The sequence below is a fragment of the Ignavibacteriota bacterium genome, assembly GCA_016708125.1.
Classification (GTDB): Bacteria; Bacteroidota; Ignavibacteria; order Ignavibacteriales; family Melioribacteraceae.
This window is the reverse complement of sequence record JADJGF010000001.1, coordinates 617818-643492: the sequence shown is the minus strand read 5'-3', so window position 1 is coordinate 643492 and position 25675 is coordinate 617818. Positions and strand designations below refer to the sequence as shown.

The 25675-nt window shown below is 29.2% G+C and carries 24 protein-coding genes; 20 read left to right on the top strand and 4 right to left on the bottom strand.

Features of this window, described 5'->3' with window-relative positions; genetic code table 11:
• The first annotated feature begins 146 nt into the window (after positions 1-146).
• The 20 genes from IPH62_03105 to uvrA all read left to right on the top strand — a co-directional run bounded on the left by IPH62_03105 (position 147) and on the right by uvrA (position 21406).
• Positions 147-1928, top strand: coding sequence for a T9SS type A sorting domain-containing protein (locus IPH62_03105; protein ID MBK7104251.1), 1782 nt, complete (start codon positions 147-149; stop codon positions 1926-1928).
• A gap of 23 nt (positions 1929-1951) precedes the next feature.
• Entirely contained in the window at positions 1952-3646 is a 1695-nt protein-coding gene (locus tag IPH62_03100) for a T9SS type A sorting domain-containing protein (protein MBK7104250.1), read from the top strand.
• Positions 3647-3785: 139 nt separating this feature from the next.
• Entirely contained in the window at positions 3786-4760 is a 975-nt protein-coding gene (locus IPH62_03095; protein ID MBK7104249.1) for a CPBP family intramembrane metalloprotease, read from the top strand.
• A complete protein-coding gene (locus IPH62_03090; GenBank protein MBK7104248.1) occupies positions 4741-5067 on the top strand; it encodes a DUF2007 domain-containing protein in 327 nt (108 codons plus the stop codon). Before IPH62_03095 ends, IPH62_03090 begins: the two co-directional genes overlap by 20 nt.
• Before the next feature lie 3 nt (positions 5068-5070).
• On the top strand, positions 5071-5898 hold the full coding sequence (locus IPH62_03085) for a phosphatidate cytidylyltransferase (protein ID MBK7104247.1): 828 nt from the start codon (positions 5071-5073) through the stop codon (positions 5896-5898).
• 29 nt (positions 5899-5927) lie between these two features.
• Positions 5928-6374 carry a hypothetical protein gene (locus tag IPH62_03080; GenBank protein ID MBK7104246.1) on the top strand — a complete coding sequence of 149 codons (447 nt, stop codon included), beginning with the start codon at positions 5928-5930 and terminating at the stop codon, positions 6372-6374.
• Position 6375: 1 nt separating this feature from the next.
• A complete protein-coding gene (locus IPH62_03075) occupies positions 6376-6690 on the top strand; it encodes a hypothetical protein (GenBank protein ID MBK7104245.1) in 315 nt (104 codons plus the stop codon).
• Positions 6691-6724: 34 nt separating this feature from the next.
• Positions 6725-7525 carry a M48 family metallopeptidase gene (locus IPH62_03070; GenBank protein ID MBK7104244.1) on the top strand — a complete coding sequence of 267 codons (801 nt, stop codon included), beginning with the start codon at positions 6725-6727 and terminating at the stop codon, positions 7523-7525.
• A gap of 3 nt (positions 7526-7528) precedes the next feature.
• Positions 7529-8839, top strand: coding sequence for a T9SS type A sorting domain-containing protein (locus tag IPH62_03065; protein MBK7104243.1), 1311 nt, complete (start codon positions 7529-7531; stop codon positions 8837-8839).
• A 63-nt stretch (positions 8840-8902) separates the two neighbouring features.
• A complete protein-coding gene (gene rimO, locus IPH62_03060; protein MBK7104242.1) occupies positions 8903-10198 on the top strand; it encodes a 30S ribosomal protein S12 methylthiotransferase RimO in 1296 nt (431 codons plus the stop codon).
• 15 nt (positions 10199-10213) lie between these two features.
• Positions 10214-11485, top strand: coding sequence for a GWxTD domain-containing protein (locus IPH62_03055; protein MBK7104241.1), 1272 nt, complete (start codon positions 10214-10216; stop codon positions 11483-11485).
• Between the two features lie 2 nt (positions 11486-11487).
• Positions 11488-12450 carry a 1-phosphofructokinase gene (locus IPH62_03050; protein ID MBK7104240.1) on the top strand — a complete coding sequence of 321 codons (963 nt, stop codon included), beginning with the start codon at positions 11488-11490 and terminating at the stop codon, positions 12448-12450.
• A complete protein-coding gene (locus IPH62_03045) occupies positions 12431-13981 on the top strand; it encodes a BamA/TamA family outer membrane protein (GenBank protein ID MBK7104239.1) in 1551 nt (516 codons plus the stop codon). Before IPH62_03050 ends, IPH62_03045 begins: the two co-directional genes overlap by 20 nt.
• A gap of 47 nt (positions 13982-14028) precedes the next feature.
• Positions 14029-14862 carry a geranylgeranylglycerol-phosphate geranylgeranyltransferase gene (locus IPH62_03040; protein ID MBK7104238.1) on the top strand — a complete coding sequence of 278 codons (834 nt, stop codon included), beginning with the start codon at positions 14029-14031 and terminating at the stop codon, positions 14860-14862.
• Positions 14859-15488: a ribonuclease HII gene (locus IPH62_03035; GenBank protein MBK7104237.1), complete on the top strand. Its 630-nt coding sequence runs from the start codon at positions 14859-14861 to the stop codon at positions 15486-15488. Before IPH62_03040 ends, IPH62_03035 begins: the two co-directional genes overlap by 4 nt.
• Position 15489: 1 nt before the next feature.
• Positions 15490-15849 (top strand): YraN family protein, encoded by a 360-nt coding sequence (locus tag IPH62_03030; protein MBK7104236.1) that lies wholly within the window; start codon positions 15490-15492, stop codon positions 15847-15849.
• A 58-nt stretch (positions 15850-15907) separates the two neighbouring features.
• Positions 15908-16711: an ABC transporter permease gene (locus IPH62_03025; GenBank protein MBK7104235.1), complete on the top strand. Its 804-nt coding sequence runs from the start codon at positions 15908-15910 to the stop codon at positions 16709-16711.
• Entirely contained in the window at positions 16699-17448 is a 750-nt protein-coding gene (locus tag IPH62_03020; GenBank protein ID MBK7104234.1) for an ATP-binding cassette domain-containing protein, read from the top strand. Before IPH62_03025 ends, IPH62_03020 begins: the two co-directional genes overlap by 13 nt.
• Before the next feature lie 12 nt (positions 17449-17460).
• Positions 17461-18501, top strand: a complete 1041-nt coding sequence (locus IPH62_03015; GenBank protein ID MBK7104233.1) for an MCE family protein — start codon at positions 17461-17463, stop codon at positions 18499-18501.
• Positions 18502-18625: 124 nt separating this feature from the next.
• The gene (gene uvrA, locus IPH62_03010; protein ID MBK7104232.1) at positions 18626-21406 is read left to right on the top strand and encodes an excinuclease ABC subunit UvrA; all 2781 of its coding nucleotides are present in this window, start codon (positions 18626-18628) and stop codon (positions 21404-21406) included.
• A gap of 37 nt (positions 21407-21443) precedes the next feature.
• Here uvrA and IPH62_03005 read toward each other — a convergent pair whose 3' ends face one another.
• The 4 genes from IPH62_03005 to IPH62_02990 form a co-directional block, all read right to left on the bottom strand.
• Complete coding sequence (locus IPH62_03005) at positions 21444-23123, bottom strand: family 10 glycosylhydrolase (protein ID MBK7104231.1); 1680 nt, start codon at positions 23121-23123, stop codon at positions 21444-21446.
• A 12-nt stretch (positions 23124-23135) separates the two neighbouring features.
• Positions 23136-24224, bottom strand: coding sequence for a 3-dehydroquinate synthase (gene aroB / locus IPH62_03000; GenBank protein MBK7104230.1), 1089 nt, complete (start codon positions 24222-24224; stop codon positions 23136-23138).
• Positions 24205-24759 (bottom strand): shikimate kinase, encoded by a 555-nt coding sequence (locus tag IPH62_02995; GenBank protein MBK7104229.1) that lies wholly within the window; start codon positions 24757-24759, stop codon positions 24205-24207. Before IPH62_02995 ends, aroB begins: the two co-directional genes overlap by 20 nt.
• Positions 24760-24825: 66 nt before the next feature.
• On the bottom strand, positions 24826-25491 hold the full coding sequence (locus IPH62_02990) for an outer membrane beta-barrel protein (protein MBK7104228.1): 666 nt from the start codon (positions 25489-25491) through the stop codon (positions 24826-24828).
• Between the last annotated feature and the right edge of the window lie 184 nt (positions 25492-25675).

Here is a 25675-nt window from a genome sequence, read left to right as displayed (position 1 = left end):
ATATGTCGCTTAGAAATTACATATTTAATTTTAATACCCCCCCCAAGACATAATATCCGATTATAATTTTTACCCTGTTGGTTTTGTTTAACTTTGGTAATTAGTAAAAATGAATATTATTTCTTCCCAATTAAAAGGATATTAAGATGGCAAAAATACTTTGGGCAATTTTAATTTTTATGTTTTTTACTAATCTTTTATTTGCACAAAAAGAAACACAAAACCGAAATATTATAGTAGAAAAATTACAATCAAAAGTGGATGTAAAAGCAACGGAAATTGAAAAAGATATACTGAAACTGCAATACCCAAATGGAAAATTACTCTACAAAAATATTGGTGATTATAAGAAAGAATATAAAGCATTACACAAAACAACATATTCACCAAACTTTGATAGCACAGTTATTGATTTGAACGCTATTGATACTTCTCTTTATTCGAATATGTACAGTTTTTGGCAGGAAGTACCGATTGGGAATTTTAGAACTTTGCTTGTTGGCGATATTAACAACAATGGTTTTGCAGAACTTTATGGACAAATGAAAGATTATACTACACCACACACTGATATTGTTTCATATGAGATGAATGCACAAGGCAACTTTAATTTTGCCCATAAATATGATATTAATACAGTTATTGCAAGATCCATATTTGATGTGGATGGCGATACAAATAATGAATTAGTTCTATTAAAGAATTTTAATGATACCATTATAAACTGGAATGTAAACCAATTTTTATATTACAAAAAAAGTTCAGATTTATCCCTTGCCACAGAATTGTCATTCAGTTTTCAACCAAAAGATTCAAATAATCAACAGAATGATAATCTATTTGGACATTGGGATGGGGACGATGATACTGACCAAATTTTTATACTTCCTTCAAATCCTCTGTTAATTAATATTTATGAGTATAATCATCAACAAAACAATTTTATCAAAATCTTTGAATATGATTATTATCACCTCGATCTTTTCTATAGCGGTTTTTCAATCGGAGATTTTGACCAAGACGGTAAAACGGAATTTTTTTGCGGGAGTATTCATGGTAAAATTCTCTCAATTGAAAATTGCGGAAATGATTGTTATGCACCTAATTATAAGGGAATGGTTGAGACATATAATGCTTACTTATGCGCATCAACAAATGATCTTGATGGTAATGGTAAAAAAGAAATTTGGATTGGCGGCGATGCTTTTTTTGATGGTGTGGCAATTACAAGAATAACAATTTTTGAAGCAAACGGAAATAATAGTTATCATGCCGTTGGAAAAATTGATCTTAAAGGGATATTTTCTACAGATGCAGGAAATATTCAAGTTATTGATGTTGATAAGGATGGTAAAGAAGAAGTTTTATTTGGACTTGATATGACTGTTATAATTCTGAAATTTGTAGGAAGTTTAGAGCAACAAAAATATGAAGTTTTCTATTATAAACGGCATAATTGGGAAAATAACTATATGGGTTATTATGGTGCTAATCTTTATAATATGGTTGATGATGAGAGAGATGATGAAAGACAAGAACTGCTTATTAATATGTGGGATATTAAATCAAATGTGGGAATAAAATGGTTCAACCGAATATACAAACCAAATTTTCTAGTTGATATAAAAGAAGAAAGTAACACTATTCCGGTTGATTTTAAACTGTATCCGGTTTATCCCAATCCCTTCAATCCACAAACAACCATTAAATTTGACATTACTGAATCATCAAAAGTCTCGGTAAAAATATATAATATTATTGGGGAAGAAATAATTACCTTACTAGAAAAAGTAACAGCTCCCGGTAACTATTCTTTAAGCTGGGAAGCAAGGGATTATAATGGAAAATTAGTCCCTTCCGGAATTTATTTAATTCGACTTACTACTAATAATTATTCCGCAACAGTTAAATCAATTTTATTAAAATAGAATTTAATTAAGGAAAACAAAGTATGAAAAAAATAATTTTATCTTTTTTATTGCTCTGTTCAATAAATTATTCTCAAAGCTGGAATAATATAGTTACAACAACAATTAATGAACCCAATTTGCAAAAGATGGATTTATATACAAATAAAGCCGGTAATCATATAATTGTTCAAAATTCAAACTCTTCAAATTCAATTAAATATTATTTATTAAATAGCACCGGCTCTGTTGTAAGAAGTTCTACAATTGAAACAGCTGGTAATGCAGAATTCCCAAATGTTGCCGGTAATAATGATAAAGTTTATGTTGTTTATAAACTTGGTAACAATTTAAAAGCCAAATACTCAACAAATGCGGGTCAAAGCTGGACTCCAATTGTAGATAAAGCTATAGGTGCTAATTATTGTAACGCTGTTGATATTGTTTATGATTATACGGGGTTGCACCTAGTTTATGCCACTCAAGACAGTTACCCAGATTATGAAACGCATTATTATAGAATTAACTCAAGTAACCAATGGGTAGATTACAAAAATGTTACAGATCATAGTTCTTTACAATATGGTGGTTTCCCGACAGTCAGCGTTTCAGAAAACAGAGTACATGTTTCTGTTAATACTGGGCAAAGTGAGGACCCAACTAGTAATAGCGGTATAGCAATGGAAAGAGACAAATACAATTCAAATTGGCAAACTCCGCAAACAGTTTTTAGTCAGGGTTCAATGGTTGAAAAAATTGGAAATAGTTCCTCAAAATTATTCGATTTTTATTGTGAATTCGTAGCAGGTATGGGCCAATATCATTCTGATTTATATGTAAAAGAAAGATCATTGGGAGGGACTTCTTGGTCGTCAGGTACACTAATAAAGTCTTTCTCAGCTGTAAACCCAGTTGTTTCAATTTCTAATTCTTATGATAACAAAACACACATTGTATACGTAGATTACGAAAGTGTTTTATACCGTAATTATAATGGTAGCTACTGGAGTTCAGAAAGTTCAATTGAAACAGATGGTTATTATCCGGCTATTTATAGTGTTTCAAATGATTTATATGTTGTATATTATAGTGATAATTCAGGTTATATAAAATACAGACAGTGTGATGCTGTTCCATTAAACCCACAAAATTTGACAATATCTGCCGGTGGAACATATAATAACAAACCCAAATTAGATTGGGCAGCAAATAATGAACCTGACCTTAAAAGATATGTGATTTTCAGAAAACTTGAATTTGGAAATTGGATACAATTAGCAACAACCACAAATACGACTTATACCGATCAAAGTGTAACATTAAATTTATATGGCGGAGTAGGACAAGATGCCTTTTATAAAATTAAAGCAGAAGACTTAACGGGTAATTTGTCAAATTTTAGTAATGAAGTTTCAACAGAAATAATTGGTTTGAATAAATTTTCAATTGATTTTGCAGAATATGATAATATTCCTTCAATTACAAAATTATTTTCGAATTATCCTAATCCTTTTAATCCCGAAACAAAAATAAGTTTTCAACTTTCAGATAAAAGCTATGTATCATTAAAAGTATATGATAACTTAGGTCGGGAGGTTTCAGTTCTGATTGATGATATAAAAGAAGCAGGTCTATATAGTGTGCCATTTAATGCTGGAAATTTGGCAAGTGGAGTTTATTTTTATAGACTTCAAACAAGTAACTTCTCTGATTTGAAAAAAATGATACTAATAAAATAGCATCAAATGCCGTAATCGTAATCTTTTTTATTTGCCAGTTAAGGGGGTACTGGCACTTATCTTCGCTAAATAAGTTCAGTTCAAATTTAAGCAATTAAGAATAGTAGAATTACTTAAACCTTTTATTTATCTTAGCGGTATGAATAATAACAATATTGATACTCAAAATCAGCCGGAAAATAATCCAAATCAATTTCAAAATGTACCGACAATGTCTCCCACTAAAGCGGCAGTTTTAGGTTTAATAGCTGTCTTTTTTATTTTTCAATTTGGCGGCGGACTTTTAGCATTAGGTATTTTTGGGTTTGATATTAAAAATGCAGATATGAATTTGATGCGTTTGTTAACAATCGGCTCTCAAATTTTATTTATACTTTTTCCCGCAATACTTTTCAGTAAATTAGTTTTTATAGATGTAACTTCCATCGTTCGTTTCAGAATGCCGAATCCAAAAGAAGTGGGAATTTTTGTATTGGGATTGGTAATAATTATGCCGCTTCTTCAAGAATATCTTCACGTTCAAAATTATTTGATAAACGAAATTGCAAAATCTAATTCTTTAGTTGAAGGAATAAAAAATTTCTTTGATGAACTTGATAAACTTGTCGAAGAATCATATTTGCAATTGCTAACCGGAAATAATGTTTTTGAAATAATTTTAATAATAATTACAGTTTCCGTAACTCCGGCAATTTGCGAGGAATTTTTCTTTCGGGGTTTTGTTCAAAAAAGTTTTGAATATAAACTTAAACCGTTAACATCAATTTTTATAACAAGTTTCTTTTTCGGAATATATCATTTCAATCCATACGGTTTAGTTCCGCTGGTTTTGCTCGGAATGTATTTTGGTTTTTCAGTTTATTTAAGCAATTCCATTATTGTTCCAATCATACTTCATTTTCTAAATAATTTTATTTCAATAATTGCATTTTTTGTTTTTGGCGAAGAAGAATTAATGCAGTCAAATTTTGTTGATGCGGAAGGAATTAATACTCACATTTTAATATTTGTTCTCTTGCTAATCTTATTTTCGGCATTTGTGTTTTTCCTAAAGAAAAATTATAATAAGATTGTAAATAACGAAGAGGTGCAAAATGATTTGTCCAAATTGTGAAATTGAATATGTTGAAGGAATTAAAGTTTGTGTTGAATGCGGAACGGAATTAATTACAAATGAAAGTTTTGAACTCAATTTAATTAATTATGATGATTGGGAAATTGTGTTTACAACTTCGGATACAATTGAAGCTGAAATGATAAAAGCCAATCTGGAAGGCGCCGGAATTGAATCAATAATTTTATCTCAGCAAGATAAAAGTTTTCCTTCGCCGGGAGATTTATCAATTGTAAAAATTTTGGTAAAGAAAGAAGATTTGGTTGATGCAAAAGAGATTATTTCTGATATTAACAAGGAAGAATAAATTTTGGCTTTAGGAAATACTTCTGTTAGAATTTTAGTTTCGGTTGTTGCAATTCCATTAATTCTTGCTGCTTGTTTTTATGGAAGAATTCCTTTTTTAATTTTTGTTTTGGGAATCGGACTAATTTCATTTTGGGAATTTTCAGAATTAGTTAAGAAAAAAAATATTTATCCAAATTTAGTTTTAGGATTTTTATCAGTTGCAATTTTTGTAATAAATAAATATTACGATTTCATGCAAGTTGAAATTATAATTTTAATTTCAGCAATTTTAATTTTGCTCAATGAACTTTTTAGAAATAAATCTTCTGCAATTTTAAACATAAGCGCAACTTTTTTAGGAATTTTATATTTAGGAATGTTTTCCGCATCAATTTTAGGAATTAGAGAATTCTATAATTTTTCAGAATTATTATATGATGAAGGCGGATATTTAATAATTTCAATTTTAGCATCAATTTGGATTTGTGATTCCGCAGCATTTTTTATTGGTTCCGCCTTTGGAAAACACAAATTATTTCCAAGAGTTAGTCCAAACAAAAGCTGGGAAGGCGCAATTGCGGGTTTTGTATTTTCCATTTTTGCAATGATTGCCGCAAAAGCTTTGGTTTTAGGCAGCTTAACATTGTTAGATTCAATAATTATTGGAATTATTGTTGGATTTATTGGTCAACTTGGTGATTTGGTTGAAAGCTTATTTAAAAGAGATGCCGGAGTGAAAGATTCATCAAATTTAATTCCCGGTCACGGAGGAATTTTTGATAGATTCGATTCACTTTTATTAACCGCACCAACGGTTTATGTTTATCTGGTTTTATTTGTCAAGAACTAAAAACTTTTTTCAAACTTTAAGAATTAAATATGCGAAGAATTTTTATTCCACTTTTTTTGATTGTTAATTCAATAATTTTTAGTCAATCAGAAATAAAAATTTCACAAGAAAGATATAATTTTTTAGTGGATAGTTTAACAAATGAAAAATCAAACTTGTTAAATGAGAAATCAGCTTTATTAAAACAGATTGATAGTTTAAAACAATCAATAACCAAATTGACCGAAAACGTTGAATCAGCAAGAATAAAACAATTAATTAAAAAATATGGTAAAGAGAATGGATCGAGAATTGCAAAAGGTCAAGTTTGGAAAGGAATGAAGGAAAAAATGCTCGAAGATAGTTGGGGAAAACCGGATAAAATTACAAAGAATAAAGAAAAATGGGGATTGTTTACTCAATGGTATTATGGTGAAATTACATATTTTTTTAAAAACGGCGAAATGATTGGTTGGGAACAAAAAAGTGAAAAATAAATTGAAATACCATCATTTAGGAATTCCTACAAATGAAATTAAACCTAATGAAGAATTTTTAGAAAAACATAATTTATATGTTTCAGGATATGAAACAAGTGAATTTAAAATTGAATGGATGAGATTTCTACCTGAATGTAAATTACCGGAAATTGTAAAAACAATTCCTCATGTAGCATTTGAAGTTGATGACGTTTATAAAGCAATTAACGGTAAAAAAATATTAATTCAACCCAATAAACCATCAGAAAATTATATTGTTGCATTCATTGAAGAAAATGGCGCACCAATTGAGTTTATTCAAAAAATTAAATAATATTTCATATAAATTTTAAGAACTTGAGGTAACAATGAAAAGTAAAATTTTATTAATTGTTTTGTTAGCCTTTTCAATATTTACGAATTCATGTAGTACGGTTCCGGTTACGGGAAGAAATCAGTTAAATATAATTCCGGCATCGCAATTAATGTCAATGAGTTTTCAGCAATATGATGATTTTTTGAAAACAAATAAATTAAGTAATGATACAAAAAATATTGCGCTCATAAAAAAAATCGGTTCAAAAATTCAAAAAGCGGTTGAACAATATTTTACAGAACAAAAAATGGCAGATCAACTTGATGGATATTCTTGGGAATTTAATTTAGTTGAAAGTGATCAAGTAAATGCTTGGTGTATGCCCGGTGGAAAAGTGGTTTTCTATACCGGTATTTTACCAGTCTGCCAAGATGAAGCGGGAATTGCAACGGTTATGGGACACGAAATTGCTCATGCAATTGCAGAACACGGAGGCGAAAGAATGAGTCAATCACTATTAGTTGAATTAGGCGGAATGGGTTTACAAGTTGCTTTACAGAATGAACCTCAATTAACTCAGCAATTAGCAATGACAGCTTTTGGAATTGGTGCTCAAGTTGGAGTTTTATTGCCGTTCAGCAGACTGCACGAAAGCGAAGCAGATCATTTGGGATTAATTTTTATGGCAATGGCTGGTTACAATCCAAATGAAGCAGTTAGCTTTTGGCAGAGAATGGCGGCACAAGGCGGGGGTACTCCTCCAGAATTTTTAAGCACTCATCCATCAAATGATACAAGAATTAGCGATCTGAAAAAATTAATTCCTAAAGCAATGCAGTATTACAAGAATTAGTTGATGCTTTTGAGAAAAATATTATTTTTAATTTGCTTATTTAGTTTTGTTGAAATTTTTGCTCAAACTTTCCCACCAGCAATTGGTGAAAGAGAAAATTTAGGTTTAGTAGAAAATGATGCAATTGATGAAGCTTCCGGAATTGCGGCAAGTACAAAAAATCCGGGTGTTATTTGGACGCACAACGATTCGGGAGATGAAAACAGAATTTTTGCATTTGATACAACTGGAAAAAATTTAGGCGAATATTTTCTTTCCGGAGTTGAAAATAGAGATTGGGAAGATATTGCTGTTGGTCCCGGACCAGAAGCTTCAAAATCATATATTTATATTGGTGATATTGGCGATAATGATGCACAATTTTCTCTAAAATATATTTATAGATTTGAAGAACCTTCAGTTTCGTTAAATCAAAATCCGATAATTTCAAACATTAGTAACGTTGAAAAAATTACTTTTTATTATCAGGATGATCCGCGAGATGCCGAAACGTTGATGCTAGATCCGCTCTCGAATGATTTATACATTGTAAGTAAAAGAAATTCTAAAGTCAGATTTTATCGACTTCCATTTCCGCAATCAACAACATCAAATATTGAGGCAGAAATTTCCGCAGAAATTAAATTAGAGTTTGATCCGGAAAATGAAAAACCGTTTAACTATCTAACCGCCGGAGATATTTCTCCCAATGGAACTGAAATTCTATTAAAATCTTACACAAATATTTTTTATTGGTATAGATATCCTTCAAAGACAATTGCAGAAACTGTAAGTTCTTCTCAGCCGGAAATCCTTCCATTTGAGAATTCTTTTGATGAAACTCAATGCGAAGCAATTTGCTGGAAACCCTTTGCCGATATGGGTTATTACACTTTGAGTGAAGAAAAAATTGATTATAACGGAACTACTTTAAATTTTCCGGCAAGTTTATATTATTACAAAAGAACTTCTGAAGTTACTCGTATAAATGATTTGAAAATATCCAATTCATTTTCGCTTGAACAAAATTTTCCAAATCCGTTTAATCCAACCACAAAAATTAAATATGCGTTGCAACCAAAAACTGTCATTTCGAACGAAGTGAGAAATCTCAGAGATTTCTCGTCGCAAACTCCTCGAAATGACAATATAAAAATTTCTTTAAAAGTATATGATTTTCTTGGAAGTGAATTGCAAACTTTAGTTAACGAACATAAAACTCCAGGAAATTATGAAATTGAATTTGACGGATCAAAACTATCAAGCGGAATTTATTATTATGAACTTACTTATGGAAATTTTAGAAAAGTAAAAAAAATGGTTCTACTCAAATAAACACTTCACAAAATTATTCTTTTAAATAGTAAATTTGTTTATCAACTTCTAAGAAAATTCTTAATGTCAGAAAATAAAAATAGAATAGAAATTATTACTTTAGGCTGTTCAAAAAATATTGTTGATTCGGAACGTTTGGCAAATCAACTTATTGCTAATAATTTTGAAATTACAAACACTTCAGAAAATTCGGATAGCATAATTATAAATACTTGCGGATTTATTGATGCCGCAAAAGAAGAATCTATCAATACAATTCTTGAGGCGATTGAACTAAAGAAACAAGGGAAAATTAAAAAAGTTGTCGTTGCGGGCTGTTTATCGGAGCGATTTAAAGATGAATTAAAATCAGAAATTCCGGATGTAGATGTTTTTTTCGGAACAGAAGATTATGAAGGAATTGTTAAAGAGTTTGGCGGAAATCTTAAAAAAGAATTGTTAGGTGAAAGAGAATTAACAACTCCCAAACATTTTGCTTATTTGAAAATTTCTGAAGGATGTGATAATCCTTGTTCGTTTTGTTCAATTCCATTAATGCGGGGTTTGCACAAATCAAAACCGATTGAAGATTTGTTAAATGAAGTAAATTCGCTGGTTAAAAAAGGTGTAAAAGAATTAATTATAATTGGACAAGATACAACAGATTACGGCAAAGATATTTATGGAAAACGAAATCTTGCGGAACTCTTACACAAAATTTCTGAAATAAATGGAGTTGAATGGATAAAACTTTTATACGCATATCCATCGCATTTTCCGAAAGATCTAATTGATGAAATTGCAGTGAATCCTAAAATTTGTAAATATATTGATATTCCGCTTCAGCATATTTCAGATTCAGTTTTAAAATCAATGCGAAGAGGAATTACAAAAAATACAACAATAAATTTATTACAAAAATTAAAATCGAAAATTCCTAATTTAGCGTTGCGTACTACGTTTATTGTTGGATATCCGAATGAAACTGAAATTGAATTTGACGAATTGAAAAAATTTATACAAGAATTTAAGTTTGATAAAGTTGGAGTTTTTAATTATTCGGTTGAAGAAAATACACCGAGTTTCATTTTAGGAAATCCAATTTCGGAAGAATTAAAAGAAGAAAGAAAATCTGAAATTATGGAAATTCAGAAAGAAATTTCTTATGCAAAAAACAGACAAAAAATTGGAAAGCAAATTAAAGTTATAATTGATGATATTGAAGGTGAATATTTTATAGGCAGAACCGAATGGGATGCGCCGGAAGTTGACGGTGAAGTTTTAATTAAGTCTGATCAAAAAATGTTAAAACTGGGTGAATTTTATTTCATTGAAATTGTTGATTGTAATGAGTATGATTTATATGGAAAATTAGTTTAAAATTTGGGAACTAAAATGAAAACACTTTTAATTTTGTTTTTCTGTTTAGCAAATATTTTTGCTCAAGTTGAATATTCCAGAAAAGGCGGAACTGCGGGACAAACACCAAAATTTTTCATTGATATTGCAAATTATGCAAGTCAAGATTCCGGTAAATCCAAAATTGATGTTTTCATAAAAATTCCATATTCAAATATTCAGTTCATTAAAACCAACTTGGGCTATTCTGCAAAGTACGCAGTTACAATTTCTTTATACGATGTTGAAGATGAAAATTTGAAATTGGAAAAACAATGGAATGAAAAAGTTAACACTCAAAATTTTAAACAGACAGAATCTAACTCAAGTTTTAATATAAGTTATAAATCTTTAACACTTGTACCGGGTGAATATAAGTTTGTATGCAAAATTGAAGATTTGGAATCGCGAAAATATCATCCGTTTGAACAAAATATAAAAGTGAGAGAATTTTCAAAAGTTTTGGATTTAAGCGATATAATAATTGTATCCGAATTTATTGAAACAAACGAAGGTTCAAAAATAATTCCAAATATTTCAAATATGGTAACTTCGCATGATTCTGCACTTTCGTTCTTCTACGAACTTTATACAAATAAAGATGGAATGCAAAATATTTCATATAATATTGTTGATAAAGAAGGAAATCAACTCTTTAAAAATGATGTAGTTCGAGAACTTAAAATTGGCAAAAATGAAATTCATGAAACTCTTGAAAACATAAAATTTGCTTTAGGCGATTACCAAATTGTTGTAAAAGTTAATGATGAAAATCATAAAATTATAAAAGGGATTGCTAAAAAAATCTACTCTAAAATATTTGGATATCCGACATCAATTAAAGATTTAGATGAATCAATAAAACAAATGCAGTACATAGCAAATTCAGATGATGTTTCTTTTATTGAAGATGGTGAAAATTATGATGAAAAATTAAAACGATATTTAAATTATTGGAAGAGATTAGATCCTTCGCCAAATACAATTGAGAATGAAACATTGAATGAATATTACAGAAGAGTTGAATATGCGAACGATAATTTTGACGGATATTTTAAAGGTTGGCGAAGTGATATGGGAATGGTTTATATAACTCTTGGTCCACCGGATCAAGTTACAAGACGACCATATGAAATTGACTCAAAGCCATATGAAATATGGGATTATTACATATTGAATAGAAGTTTTATTTTTGTCGACCAAACAAATTTTGGCGATTACAGATTAGAAAATCCGGCTTACGGAGATTGGTTTAGATACAGACCTTAAAAATGGTATTATCAATTACATTAAATCCGTTATTAGAAAGAAATTTATTTTTTAAAGATCTTTCGCAAAATTACCGTGCATACAAAGAAAATTATTCTGCCGGCGGAAAAGGAATTAACATTAGTCGCCAACTAAATTTTTTAGGAATTCAAAATCACTCATTAACTTTTCTTGGCGGAAACAAAGGCAAAATAATTAGATCAATTCTTGAAAAAGAAAATATTAATTTCAGCTCAATAAATACAAAATCGGAAACGCGAGAAGCTTCTTTAATTTTTGATGAAACAAATAAAAAACTTCAAACATATTTTGGAGTTAATCAAATAATTTCAAATGAAGAAATTTCTCAATTCATTTCCAAAATGGAAAAAGCAATTATAAATTCTTCAATCGTAGTTTTTTCCGGAAGTGTGCCGAGCGAAAATTGTTCACAAATTATTGAAAAAGGTTTAGAGTTTTGCAATCAATATGATAAAATTTCCGTTCTTGATACTTACGGTGAAAATCTCGAAAAGCTAATAAAATTAAGCCCAACAGTTATTCACAATAATGCTGATGAAATAAAAAAACATCTTAAAGTAAAATTAGATTCCGAAAAAGATTATCAAAATATTTTAAATGATTTTTATAAATCCGGAATAAATTTATCATTTATCACAAACGGAAAAAATTCCTTCTACACGTCGAAAGCTGATTTTAATTATAAAGTAGAAAATCCGATTGTTGAAGAAATAAATCCAACCGGAAGCGGAGATGCATTTTTAGCCGGAATAATTTATGGTTTGGAAAAATCACTAATATTTAATGATTTTGTTAAATTGGGCTCGGCGCTTGGCGCTTTGAATGCTTCAACCTTAGAAGTTTGTAAAGTAAAATTGGAAAATGCACAAAAGTTAACTTCACAAGTTACAATTCAAGAAATAGGAAAAAAAATAAAATTAATTGATGATTCGCCAACCATTTAATAAAATTATTTTCGTCATTTCGTTTTTATTCTCACTTACAATTTATTCTCAAAATGATTTAAATAAAATTTCAGAAAATGAAATAATTATTATTCGAAAAATTAATGTTATCAATGAGAACAATTCAGACTCACTCATTTACGAAAAATATTTTCAAAAACTTGTTGATGCTCAATTTAATCCGGAGTATTTGGAGTTTGAAATAAATAATGTTTTAAATTTTTATGAAAATAATGGATATCCTTTTGCTGAAGTTAAAATTCAATCAGTTATAATAAGTTCTGATAGTAACAAAAATAAATTTGCAGATATTTATATTTCAATTCAAAAAGGTGAATTGCAAAAAATCAGCAAAGTTGAAATTGAAGGAAATATTAAAACAAATAATAATGTAATTATTAATGAATTAAGAATTGCAAGTGATGAAAAATATTCTCAAGAGAAAATTGATAGAATTCCAATTCTTCTTAATAAGTTAAATTTTTTTGAATCGGTTGAAACTCCAAAATATTTTGTTGATAATGAAAATAATGGAGTTCTTAAAATTTCTATCAAAGAAAAAAATACAAATTCATTTGATGGAATAATTGGTTACGTTCCCGCACAAACTGAAATCGGGAAAGGTTATTTAACTGGTTTTGTAAATATTATTTTAAGAAATTTATTTGGAACCGGTCGCGGAACCGCAATAAAATGGCAGCAAGAAAGTAGCACAACTCAAGAGCTTAGTTTAAAATATTTAGAACCGTGGATTTTTAATTATCCGTTTAATCTTAATTTAGAATTTTTTCAGAGAAAGCAAGACAGCTCTTACGTTAAAAGATTATTTGGCGGAAGTTTGGAATTTCTCGCAACGGAAAATATCAGCGCTGCATTAATTTTAGAAAGTGAATTTGTTATACCCACATTGACTCAAACGACAATAAATAATATTCCGAATTCTTCTTCATTAAACAGCGGATTGAAAGTAAAAATTGATTATCGCGATGATATTTTTTCTCCAACAAAGGGTTTGGTTTTTGGATCAACATATAAATACCGACAAAAAAAAATAAATTCTTTGGCTAATTCTGAATTAAACGGAAATATTAATTATCATAATTATGAGCTTGAGTTCGGCGGATATTATTCATTTTTCAAATCGCAAGTTCTTTCTCTGGAGATTGATGCAAAAGAAATTATTGGTGATTATTTTGATGCAAGTGATTATTTCCAATTTGGCGGAACAAATTCTTTGAGAGGTTACAGAGAAAACTCTTTTATTGGAAATAGAGTAATTTGGTCAAATCTTGAATATAGATTTTTACTTTCGCAAAGAAGTTTTCTTTTTGCATTTTGGGATAGCGGTTATTTTTTGCAGACAAACAATTTAGAAAATTCAGCAATTCGACAAGAAAGATTTGCAAATGGGTACGGATTTGGATTAAGTTTAGAAACCGGTTTGGGAATTATGAAAGTTAGTTATGCAATTGCCGAAGGAACTTCTTTGCTTAATGGATTTATTCATTTCGGCTTAGTAAATGATTTTTAGAGTTTGTAAAATTTATAAATTCAGATAAAACAAAGTAAATTATTTTTATGAAAATATTTTTGGCAATAATAAAAATTTCTCGACCAATAAATTTTCTCATAACATTTATTGTTGTAATTTCATCCGCAATAATTTCTTCAGAAGATTTTTATGTTTCTCAAAATATTTTTTTTGCGGCTTTTTCAGCATCATTAATTGCGGCAGCTGGAAATATAATTAATGATATCTTTGATTATAATATTGATTTAATTAATCGTCCAGAGAGACCGCTTCCTTCAAATGAAATCTCAATAAACTTTGCAATTATTTTATATATAATATTTACCGCTGGTGGATTATTTTTATCTTATTCAGTTTCATGGGATTTATTCTTTATTGCAATTTTGGTAAGTCTAATTTTACTTCTTTATTCATATTTATTAAAAAGAATAATTCTCCTTGGAAATTTAACAGTCGCTTTTTGTACGGCATTGGCATTTATTTATGGCGGAATTGCGGTTAATAATTTACAAGCCGCAATTATTCCGGCATTGTTTGCATTCTTAGTAAATTTAATTCGAGAAATTGTAAAAGATGTTGAAGATCAAAAAGGTGATTTGGAAAATAATATAATTACTTTTCCATTAAAATTTGGAATGAAATCAACTAAAATATTTTTGTCATTTCTCATAATTGTTTTAATTCTATTTACATTTTATCCATTTGTAAATTCCATTTACAAAATTGAGTATTTTATTATTGTACTTTTTTCTGTTAATTTAATTTTGGCGTATGTATTAAAACTTATACTAAAAAATAATTTTGAAAATAAAATATCTCAAATAAGCCATTTACTAAAACTCAGCATGTTGTTTGGATTGATTGCAATTTTAGCTGGATGATTTTGGAAAAAAATAAAATATTTGATCTGCAATTTATTTTAGATAAGAATTATTTCCTTGCCGGAATTGATGAAGCTGGTCGCGGACCATTAGCTGGACCGGTAGTTGCAGCAGCAGTAATTTTTGAAAAAGAAGTTTTTATTCCCGGTGTAAATGATTCAAAACAACTTTCAGAAAATTTGAGAGAAAGTTTAGATAAATTAATAAAAGAAAAAGCAATCAGTTTTGCGTATGGAATTGTTGATGAAAAAGAAATTGATAGAATTAATATTCTTCAAGCAACTTTAAAGGCAATGAAAATTGCAGTTGAAAATCTGAAAACAAAACCAAATTTAATTATCATTGATGGGAACAAATCATTCAATTCTAAAATTCCAACTAAAACAATTGTGAAAGGAGATGCAAAATCTTTCTCAATTGCGGCAGCTTCAATTTTGGCAAAAGTTAAAAGAGATGAAATAATGAAAAATGCTGCAATTAGTTTCCCGCAATATTATTGGGATAAAAACAAAGGTTATGGAACAAAACAGCACATTGATGCAATTAAAAAACATAGTTATTCTCCTTTGCATAGAATTACGTTTTTAAAAAATATAATTCAAAATAATCAAGAAACATTACTTTAAAATGGAAAATAATAAAAAAGAAACCGGTGATAGAGGCGAAAATATAGCAACTGATTTTCTTGCCGAAAAAGGTTTTGAAATTATTGAAAAAAATTATCATTTCGGTCACGGTGAAATTGATATTATTGCAAAGGATAAAAATATTTTGGTTTTTGTTGAAGTTAAAACTCGTAAAAATTTGGAATTTGGTGAACCCGAATTAGCTGTTACAAAAAATAAACAGAGACAAATTAGAAAAATTGCCGAAGCATATTTGTATGAAAAAAATATTAAAGATACTGATTGCAGAATTGATGTAATTGGAATTTTACTTAATAAAAATCTTCCTCCTAAAATAACTTATATTGAAAATGCTTTTTAGTATATTTATTAGTAAGTAAATTTCTTTATTTTAATTATTCCAAAACACTTTACTTAAAATGAATCTTCCGAACCATATAAATAAAAAAGATTTAAATTTCCGCGAATTATTGTATAATTTTTTTGTTACTGTAACCGGATTAACAATTTTTAATTGGGAAATATTAAAGCAAGCATTTGTTCCGCCGTATGAAATTCCGGAAATAAAAAAACACATGAATGAATTGGGAATTAAAACATTTCCAATTGTAAGTATTACGGGATTTGTAATCGGTTTAGTTATTGTGATGCAAAGTGAACCGGTATTTGTCAGATTCGGTGCATCCGATTTTCTTCCCGGCGCTTCAGCACTTTCCATTGTTCGGGAATTAGCTCCGGTAATTACGGCATTAATTTTTGCCGGAAGAGTAAGCTCCGGAATTGGTGCAGAGCTCGGTTCAATGCGTGTAACCGAACAAATTGATGCAATGGAAGTTTCAGCAATTAATCCATTTAAATATTTAGTTGTAACAAGAGTTATTGCAACAACAATGATTCTTCCAATATTAACTGTGTATGTTATTTTTCTTGCAATCGGCGGAGGCTTTTTTGCATTAACACTTTCGCAAGGAATGAATTTTGAATATTATAAAAACGCAGTTGTGGATAGCGTAAAATTCGGTGATTTAATTCCAAGCATTTCTAAAACTTTTGTGTTTGGTTATATTACCGGAATTGTTGGATGTTACAAAGGTTATATTGCAGATGGCGGAACCGAAGGAGTTGGTAAAGCATCAACAACAGCAGTAGTTTTGGCGTCATTAATTATTTTATTATTTGATACTGTTTTAGTAAAAATTTCTTTAATGATATGGCCGATGTAAATTATATTATCCGAATTGAAAATCTGAGCAAAAAATTTGGCGATAAAATTGTTCTTGATAATATTTCGCTCAATGTAGAAAAAAGTGAAAACCTTGTTGTATTTGGAAGAAGCGGAACCGGGAAAAGTGTTTTACTAAAATGCATAGTTGGATTATTAAAACCGGATAATGGAAAAATATTTATTAAGGATAAAGAAGTCACATCGCTTTCTTCAAAAGAATTGAATAAGGTAAGAAAATTTACAAGTTTTCTTTTTCAAGGTGCAGCTCTTTATGATTCAATGACCGTGCGGGAAAATTTAAAATTTTCACTTCAAAGAAATGTTGAAATTTCAAATCAAGATGCAGATAAAAAAATTATAAAAACTTTAGAAATGGTTTCGCTCGTAGATGCAATTGATAAAATGCCATCAGAGCTTTCCGGCGGAATGAAAAAAAGAATTGGTTTGGCAAGATCAATTATTACTGATCCGGAAATTATGTTTTACGATGAACCAACAACCGGATTAGATCCAATTTCATCTAAAGAAATAAGTGAATTAATTTTGGAATTACAGAAGCAGTTAAAAATGACATCAATAATAGTTACGCATGATTTAAACTGTGCAAATATTATTTCCGATAGAAATATATTTCTTAAAGACGGCAAAATTGCTTATCAAGGAAAAATTGAAGAATTATCACATTCGGAAGATAAATTCCTTAAAAATTTTTTTAGTAATCAAATAGTTGAGTAAAGAGAGGAATAAATGTTAAAGCAATTGGAAGGTGCAAAACTTGGACTATTCATTTTCTTAGGAACTGTTCTTTTGGTTATTGCAATTTTCCTTATTGGAAGCAAAGAATCATTATTTACAGATAGTATTTATGTAAAAACTTATTTTGATAATGTTGAAGGATTGCGAACCGGCGCAGCCGTTAGATTAAACGGACTTAACGTTGGAAGTGTAAGTGATGTTAAGTTGATGGAAGTAAATCAATACCGTGTTGAAGTTACTATGAGAATCAGCGAAGATGTTAAAGAATTTATAAGATTAGATAGTGAAGCCGGAATTGAAACCGAAGGAATTATTGGAAGTAAAATTGTAATAATTACGCCCGGATCAAAAGAAAATGCAACAATTGAAAATGGTGGAGTTATACTTTCAAAAGCTCCGGTTAATATGTCGCAAATAATTGCGGAAACTCAAAGTATAATGGGCTTTATGAAAGATTTAACAAAAGAACTTTCCGAAGTAATGGGTAAAGTAAATGCCGGTGAAGGAACTATTGGTAAATTAGTTAATGATAAAGAACTTTATACCGAAACAGTAACAATAGTAAAATCTGCTGATGTTGCTTTGAACATTATGGTTGATAGATTGGAAAAAATGTCAGGATTTATAATCGGACTTGGAACCAACGTTGAAAATATTGTTGGAAATGTTGATAGTGCTGCAATTGATTTAAGAAATTTAATTGGCAGAATTGAAAAAGGTCAAGGTGCGCTTGGTGCATTATTATCCGACGAAAGTGTTTATGACTCGATAAAAACAATTGTTTCCAATTTAACAAATACAACACAAAATGCTAAAATTGGTGCTGATGCTTTTGCGGAAAATATGGAAGCACTAAAACACAATTGGTTATTTAAAAATTATTTTGAACAAAGAGGTTATTGGAGTCGCCCGGAATTTGAAGAAAAAATTAATAATCAATTAAAAAGTATTGAAGAACAAAATAAAAAGTTAGATATAAAAATAAAAGAACTAAGAGAATTAGAAGAAGAATTGTCATCAAAGAAATTATAGTTAAACGGAATTATATTTAGTACAATTATAATTCAACAATTACAAATTTTCTGAATTTTTTAACTGGAAAATTCACTTCAAAAATTACTATCTTACTCAATTGCAATTAACCAATCCTTATTAAATGGAAGAAAAAAATAATTCAAATATTATAAATAAAATTATTCTTAAAGGTGCAAGAGAACATAATCTTAAGAATATAAATCTGGAAATTCAAAAGAATCAGTTGGTTGTTTTTACCGGAGTTAGCGGAAGCGGAAAATCTTCGTTAGTGTTTGATACAATTTACGCCGAAGGTCAAAGAAGATTTGTTGAAAGTCTTTCTTCTTACGCAAGACAGTTTCTTGAAAGAATGAACAAACCCGATTTGGATTTTATTTATGGAATTTCTCCGGCAGTTGCTATTGAACAAAAAACCGGCGCAAGAAATCCAAGATCAACAGTTGGAACTTCAACAGAAATTTATGATTATCTGCGTTTGCTTTTTGCACGTATCGGAATTACATATTGTTTTGAATGTGGAAATATTGTAAAAAAAGATTCGGTTGCAACAATAACACAATGGCTTGAAGAAAAAGATGAAGAAACAAAATTTTATCTTGCATTCCCAATGCATAAACACGAGGGTAGAAATGTTGCAGAAGAATTAAGTCATTTAGTTAAAAAAGGATTTTACAGAATATTTAATAAAAATAAATTAATTGATTTAAATTCTTCTGAAACTTTACCCAAAAAGAAAGACGATATTTTTGTAGTAATAGAAAGATTTAAAATTAAACAAGGAAGAGTTAGAGAGCTACTCGCTTCATCAATAGAAATAACGTTAAAAGAAGGTGAAGGCAAATTAACAATTATAAATGCGGATACAAATGAGTTGAAGCATTTTAATAATCAATATGAATGCTGCGGAATAAAATACAGTGAACCCGAACCGAGATTTTTTTCTTTTAATAATCCTTATGGCGCTTGTCCGGTTTGCCAAGGTTTTGGAAAGACAATCGGCATCGATATGGAAAAAGTAATTCCAAATCCCGATTTAACAATTCTTGAAGGAGCAATCGCTCCATGGCGAACTCCAAAATTCAGCAAATATTTAAGAGATTTAATTCGCGTTGCTAAGGAAAATAAAATTCCAATAAGTATTCCATTCCGACAATTATCAGAAGTTCAGTTAAATAATATTATGAGCGGTTTTGATAAATTTATTGGCATTGATCCATTTTTCAAAAAACTTGAGCAGAAAACTTATCAAATGCATATTAGAATTTTGTTAAGCAAATATAGGGGCTATACAACTTGCTCATCTTGCAAAGGTTCAAGATTAAGAAAAGAAGCGCTTCAAATAAAAATAAAGTTTAAATCAATGCTGGATATTGTGAAAATGCCAATAAATAAACTTTATGAATTTTTTGAAGAATTAGAGTTAACGAATTACGAAAATGAAATTGCGGGAAGCGTATTAAAAGAAATTCAAAAAAGATTAAAATTTTTAAATGATGTTGGATTGAGCTATTTAACATTAGACAGATTGAGCAGCACACTTTCCGGTGGTGAAACACAAAGAATAAATTTAGCAACATCTCTCGGCTCTGCGTTAATTGGAACTTTATACGTTTTGGATGAACCGAGCATTGGACTTCATCCAAGAGATAACGGAAAATTAATTAGTATTTTAAAATCTTTACGTGATATTGGTAATACAGTTTTAGTTGTTGAACATGATGAAGAAATGATGAGAGAAGCAGATTATATTTTTGATATTGGTCCAAAAGCCGGAAAAAACGGCGGTGAAATTATTGCAAACGGAACTTATCAAGAAATTATTGAAAATGAAAAATCGCTTACCGGGCTTTATCTTTCCGGCAATAAAAAAATTCCCTTGCCGGAAAAAAGAAATTCGGAAGAAACAATAAAAATTAAAATTACCGGAGCCGCAGAAAATAATCTTAAAAATTTAGATGTAGAAATTCCTTTGCAAAAATTTGTAACAATTACCGGAGTCAGCGGCTCGGGAAAATCCACTTTGGTGCATGATATAATTTATGGCGGAATTGCAAAAATGTTAGGCAAAAATCCCGATAAAATTGGTAAGTACAAAACATTGGAGGGAATTTTATCAATTGAAGAAATTGAAATTGTTGATCAATCGCCGATTGGAAAATCGCCAAGATCAAATCCAATTAGTTATGTAAAAGGTTATGAAATTATTAGAGATATTTTTGCATCAACTCCGCAAGCAAGATTAAGAGGTTATAAACCCGGATTTTTTTCATTCAATGTTGATGGCGGAAGATGCGATACATGTAAAGGTGATGGGTTTGTGAAAATTGAAATGCAGTTTTTAGCGGATCTTTATCTTGAATGCGATGATTGCAAAGGTACAAGATTTAAAAAAGAACTTAGAGAAGTTACTTATAAGGGAAAAAATATTGTTGATGTTTTAAACTTTACGGTTGATGAAGCCGTAGAATTTTTTTCCGGAAATGATAGGATTTTAACTTATTTAAAAACTCTGCAAGATGTTGGTTTGGGTTATATCCATCTTGGACAGCCTTCAAATACTTTGTCCGGCGGGGAAGCGCAAAGAATAAAACTTGCAAAGCATTTGATTTCACAGCAGAAAAATAATCACACACTTTTTATTTTTGATGAACCAACAACCGGTTTGCATTTTGATGATATCGATAAATTATTAAAATGTTTTAATGTTCTTGTTGAAAATAAAAATTCGGTAATTATAATAGAACATAATTTAGACGTAATAAAATGTGCGGATTACGTTATAGATTTGGGTCCGGATGCCGGTGATAAAGGCGGAGAAGTTGTTGCCGTTGGAACTCCGGAAGAAATTGCGATGAATGAAAAATCAATTACGGGAAAATATTTACGTCATTATTTGAATTAGTAAAACAAGCCAAAACTATTTCATTAGAAAATTCATTTTAAATTGTATTTAAAATTTCTTCCCTTTTATCACTAAGAAAAATAATCTTAATTGATTCTATTTCTTCTAAATTTTCACTTAATTTTATAATGTTTTCACCAAGTTCAAATTCAAACTCAATTTCCTTGTAAATATTTTCTTTTGTTAAAATTCCAACTTTTGCTTTTTGTTTTTCAAATGAGTGAACTGATAATAAAAATTCATCTTCATTTTGTTTTAATAAAATTGGAGAAATACTAATTGCAGATTCTTCTTTTAACTTTTCTAAAAACGGCACTTTAACCAATACTGGATTAGAGAAATTAACTTCGTTCCAAAGTCTATCAATTTTTCCAATATTATAATTGAATGATAATTTTGTAGGATTTGAAAATTTTAATTTTGCTTGCCGCTTATCTAATGAAATAATTCTTGCAATAGTTTTTTGATCAGTATTATCGTATAAAACATAAAATCTAATTTGGTTGGGAGTTTTTAAAGCATGATTATTATCCCAGCTTAAAACTATTTCTTTGGGTGAAATTTCTTCAACTTCACAAATTAAATTTTCAATCGGCTCGGAATTATCCAAAACTTTCCACGGCATTTCAGCCGGAAAAGCAATATCAGTATAATATTTTTTTGTATTATCAATATGTTCATATCTAAAAAATGAAACTCCGGCTGCTCCAATATTTCTAGCGTATTCAATCATTTTATTTAATTGCGGAATTACATCTTCTTTGTACGCTCCCAATCCAAGAATAATATTTTTATTGTAAGATTTCTCAACCCAATCTTTTGCTAAAACATCAAATTTGGGATTTTTATTAAATCCCCAATAAATTTGCGGAACTAAATAATCAACTAAATTTTCTTTTAGCCAAATTTCAGAATCTTGATAAACACTTGAATATCCTTCCCAACCAGTTGCACCAACTAAATTTTTTCTAATTCCAATTGGAGCAATTCCAACTTTTAAATATGGATTTATTGGTTTAGCCGCATCTTTAAACTTTCTTAAAATAGTTGTTAAATTATTTCTTCGCCAATCATCTTTAGAAATATTAGAACCGTTTCGCTTAAAATATTTTTCATCAGAAAAATCACTTCCCGGATATCTAAAAAAATCTAAATGAATTCCGTCGATATCATATTTAGTTGTAAGCTCAATCATTATATCGACAAGATAATTTTGAACATCTTCAATTCCGGGATTTAGCCAATAAGATGTTGATCCGTTTTCAGAATATTTTACAACCCAATTTGGATGTGCACTTTTTACATGCTTAGGATGTTTAGAAATTTTTTCATCATTTCCGGTGAAACATCTTATCATATTTACCCAAGCGTGAACTTCCAAATTAAATTCTTTACCAAGTTCTATTGCATATTGCAACGGATCATATGAAGGAATTTTGCCGACCGTCCCGGTTATATACGGCGAGAAGGGTTCGATTTCGGAATTATACATTACCGTTCCATTACTTCTCACTTGGAAATAAACTGTATTGAAATTTTTTTCTTTTATAGTTTTAAACATATCGCGAAGAGTTTTTTTCTGATATTCTTCATCTGTTGTGTTTGGAGGCCAATCCAATTTAAGATTTGTTGTAAGCCAAACTGCGCGGGTTTCTCTTGGTATTTGCGCAAATATATTTATTGAAATAATTACTTGGAGAATTAAAAAAATTTTCAATTTATTCATAATTTAGAAATGTACAATTGCTTCTGAAATTGATTGGTTAATTAATTGCGACTCAACACTAATATCGGTAAGGATTGTTCCAACACTATTCAGCAATACTAATTTTATTTTGTTATCTCTATTCTTTTTATCTTTTTGCATCACACTAAAAATTTTTTCATTATCAACTTTGGAAAGTTTTATTTTATCGGAAAATTGTAAAAGGAAATTTAAATATTCATAAAAATATTTTTCTTCAATTAGATTTATTTTTTTGGAAAGATATAACGCGCAAGTAATCCCAACAATTACGGCTTGTCCGTGTTTTAATTTATGATTTTGCTGAACTTCAAAAGCGTGTGCAAAAGTGTGACCCAAATTTAAAATTTTTCTAATTCCGCTTTCTTTTTCATCGTTGGTAACAACGCTTCCTTTAAATTTTACGGATGTGAAAATTACTTTACTAATTATTTCATCATCATTAGAAATAATTTTATTAATATTTTCTTTTACGAATTTGTAGAAATTTTTATCGATCAAAAATGCATATTTTACAATTTCACCCAAACCGCAAATTATTTCATCATTGGGCAATGTGCTGAAAAATTTTGTATCAATTAAAACAAATTTTGGCTGATAAAAAGTGCCGATAATGTTTTTTGTGCTCTCAAAATTTATTCCCGTTTTTCCACCGACCGAACTATCTACTGAAGCAAGAAGTGTTGTGGGAATTTGAACATAATTAATTCCGCGCATATACGTTGAAGCAGCAAATCCGGCAACATCGCCAATAATTCCGCCGCCAATTGCAATTATTATAGAATCTCTACCAAAATTATTCTTAATTAGTTCTGAATGAATTTTTTGAACGGAATCAAAATTTTTATTTTTCTCGGTTGATTCAACAATTATTTTTTTTACTTTTTTTTCTGAAGATGAAAATGCGTCATCAATTACTTTTGAGTAAAATTTATTAACATTTTTATCAATTACTAAAAAATAATCTTGATAGAGATTTTTATCTTTTAAAAAATTTATAATATTTGGAAAAATATTTTTACCAAGAAAAACTTCGTATTCATTATTCGGAATATTAATTTTTATTTTTTTCAAGTATAACTCTATTTATAATTTTAACAAATCTATCAACTGTTTGTCCAATTGGAGAATTATCAACATCAAAAATTAGATTTGCTTGCTGATAATACGGTTCTCTTTCACTTAACATATTATTTATTTTATTTAGAAAAACTTCTTTCGGATTTTCAGCAATTACCAATTCTTTGAACAACGGACGATCAGTTTTTTTCTTTATCCTCGTATAAATTACTTCCGGTGAAACACGCAAATAAATTAAATGTCCGTTCTCTTTAATAAATTTAACATTTTCATCGCTTATCAAAGTTCCGCCGCCAAGAGAGATTACGACATTTTTATGTGCGGATAAATTTCTCAATTTTAAACTTTCAATATTTCTAAAATAATTTTCACCGTTAGTATCAAAAATTTCTGTAACAGTTTTTTTTTCGTCAACGCAAATTTCAACATCAAGATCGAAAAAATTCCAACCAATACAATTCGCTAAAATTCTTCCCAACGTACTTTTTCCGCTTGTCATAAATCCGGTAAGATAAATTCTTTCAATCATAAATTCTGTAAATTTTGAAAGCAAATATAATTAAATGATTTTTAAGAGACGAAGTTTTGTTAAAATTTAGAAATGAAGCGCCGCACCAATTCGGAAAGTAATTCCATCAACATTAATTCTTGAAATTAAGTTTGTCGCGGAAACCGTATAAGTTGTTCCTTCATAAATTACGGTTTTATCATTGTATTTATTGGTTACTTTAAAATCCGGATCTCTAAAACGAATTTCACCGCGAAGAGAAATATTATCTAAAACCATATAATCCATACCGGTGCTAACTTGAATTCCGTATCCGATTTCCGAATCAATTTTTTCAAATTCTACATTGCCGAAATTTCTTGTTCTATTTCCCAAATAAATTCCCAAACCACCGCCAAAAAAGAATTTAAAATTTTCGGTAGAAAAAGGAAGAAAATAATAAATAGAAAGTTCAATGGGATAAATTTCAAAACCATCTTCAACAATAAAAATTGGGGAAGTTAAGTTTCTTCCGCTTTCGCTATTTGTTAAATATTCGGATGATAATCCAAGAATTATTAAATCATTCAGTTTGTATCTAAAATCAAAAGAATAATTTTGAAAATCACCAATATCGAAATATTGATTTTGATCAAAAATATCAGCGGCATTTGGGTTTAGAAAAATTTTAGATGATGTTGTATAATTATATCCAATTCCGATTGAGAAATTATTTTCATCATATTGAGCAAATAGAAAGCCTGTATTTATCAAGAAAAAATATGTTAAAAAATTTTTCATAAGTGAAGTGATAATAACTAAAAATATTGTTGAGGAAAAGTGAAAAATTTAGTTATTAATATTAAAATATAAAATTTTTGAATACACCGAAAAATTCTATTAATTACTAAAATAATCAGATAATAATACTTCAAAGTATATTTTTATTGGTGAATAA

Coding starts and splice junctions, on each gene's coding strand:
- IPH62_03105 (MBK7104251.1), top strand. CDS start 147: ATGGCAAAAATACTTTGGGCAATTTTAATTTTTATGTTTTTTACTAAT.
- IPH62_03100 (MBK7104250.1), top strand. CDS start 1,952: ATGAAAAAAATAATTTTATCTTTTTTATTGCTCTGTTCAATAAATTAT.
- IPH62_03095 (MBK7104249.1), top strand. CDS start 3,786: ATGAATAATAACAATATTGATACTCAAAATCAGCCGGAAAATAATCCA.
- IPH62_03090 (MBK7104248.1), top strand. CDS start 4,741: ATGATTTGTCCAAATTGTGAAATTGAATATGTTGAAGGAATTAAAGTT.
- IPH62_03080 (MBK7104246.1), top strand. CDS start 5,928: ATGCGAAGAATTTTTATTCCACTTTTTTTGATTGTTAATTCAATAATT.
- IPH62_03070 (MBK7104244.1), top strand. CDS start 6,725: ATGAAAAGTAAAATTTTATTAATTGTTTTGTTAGCCTTTTCAATATTT.
- IPH62_03065 (MBK7104243.1), top strand. CDS start 7,529: ATGCTTTTGAGAAAAATATTATTTTTAATTTGCTTATTTAGTTTTGTT.
- rimO (MBK7104242.1), top strand. CDS start 8,903: ATGTCAGAAAATAAAAATAGAATAGAAATTATTACTTTAGGCTGTTCA.
- IPH62_03055 (MBK7104241.1), top strand. CDS start 10,214: ATGAAAACACTTTTAATTTTGTTTTTCTGTTTAGCAAATATTTTTGCT.
- IPH62_03050 (MBK7104240.1), top strand. CDS start 11,488: ATGGTATTATCAATTACATTAAATCCGTTATTAGAAAGAAATTTATTT.
- IPH62_03045 (MBK7104239.1), top strand. CDS start 12,431: ATGATTCGCCAACCATTTAATAAAATTATTTTCGTCATTTCGTTTTTA.
- IPH62_03040 (MBK7104238.1), top strand. CDS start 14,029: ATGAAAATATTTTTGGCAATAATAAAAATTTCTCGACCAATAAATTTT.
- IPH62_03035 (MBK7104237.1), top strand. CDS start 14,859: ATGATTTTGGAAAAAAATAAAATATTTGATCTGCAATTTATTTTAGAT.
- IPH62_03030 (MBK7104236.1), top strand. CDS start 15,490: ATGGAAAATAATAAAAAAGAAACCGGTGATAGAGGCGAAAATATAGCA.
- IPH62_03025 (MBK7104235.1), top strand. CDS start 15,908: ATGAATCTTCCGAACCATATAAATAAAAAAGATTTAAATTTCCGCGAA.
- IPH62_03020 (MBK7104234.1), top strand. CDS start 16,699: ATGGCCGATGTAAATTATATTATCCGAATTGAAAATCTGAGCAAAAAA.
- IPH62_03015 (MBK7104233.1), top strand. CDS start 17,461: ATGTTAAAGCAATTGGAAGGTGCAAAACTTGGACTATTCATTTTCTTA.
- uvrA (MBK7104232.1), top strand. CDS start 18,626: ATGGAAGAAAAAAATAATTCAAATATTATAAATAAAATTATTCTTAAA.
- IPH62_02995 (MBK7104229.1), bottom strand. CDS start 24,759: ATGATTGAAAGAATTTATCTTACCGGATTTATGACAAGCGGAAAAAGT.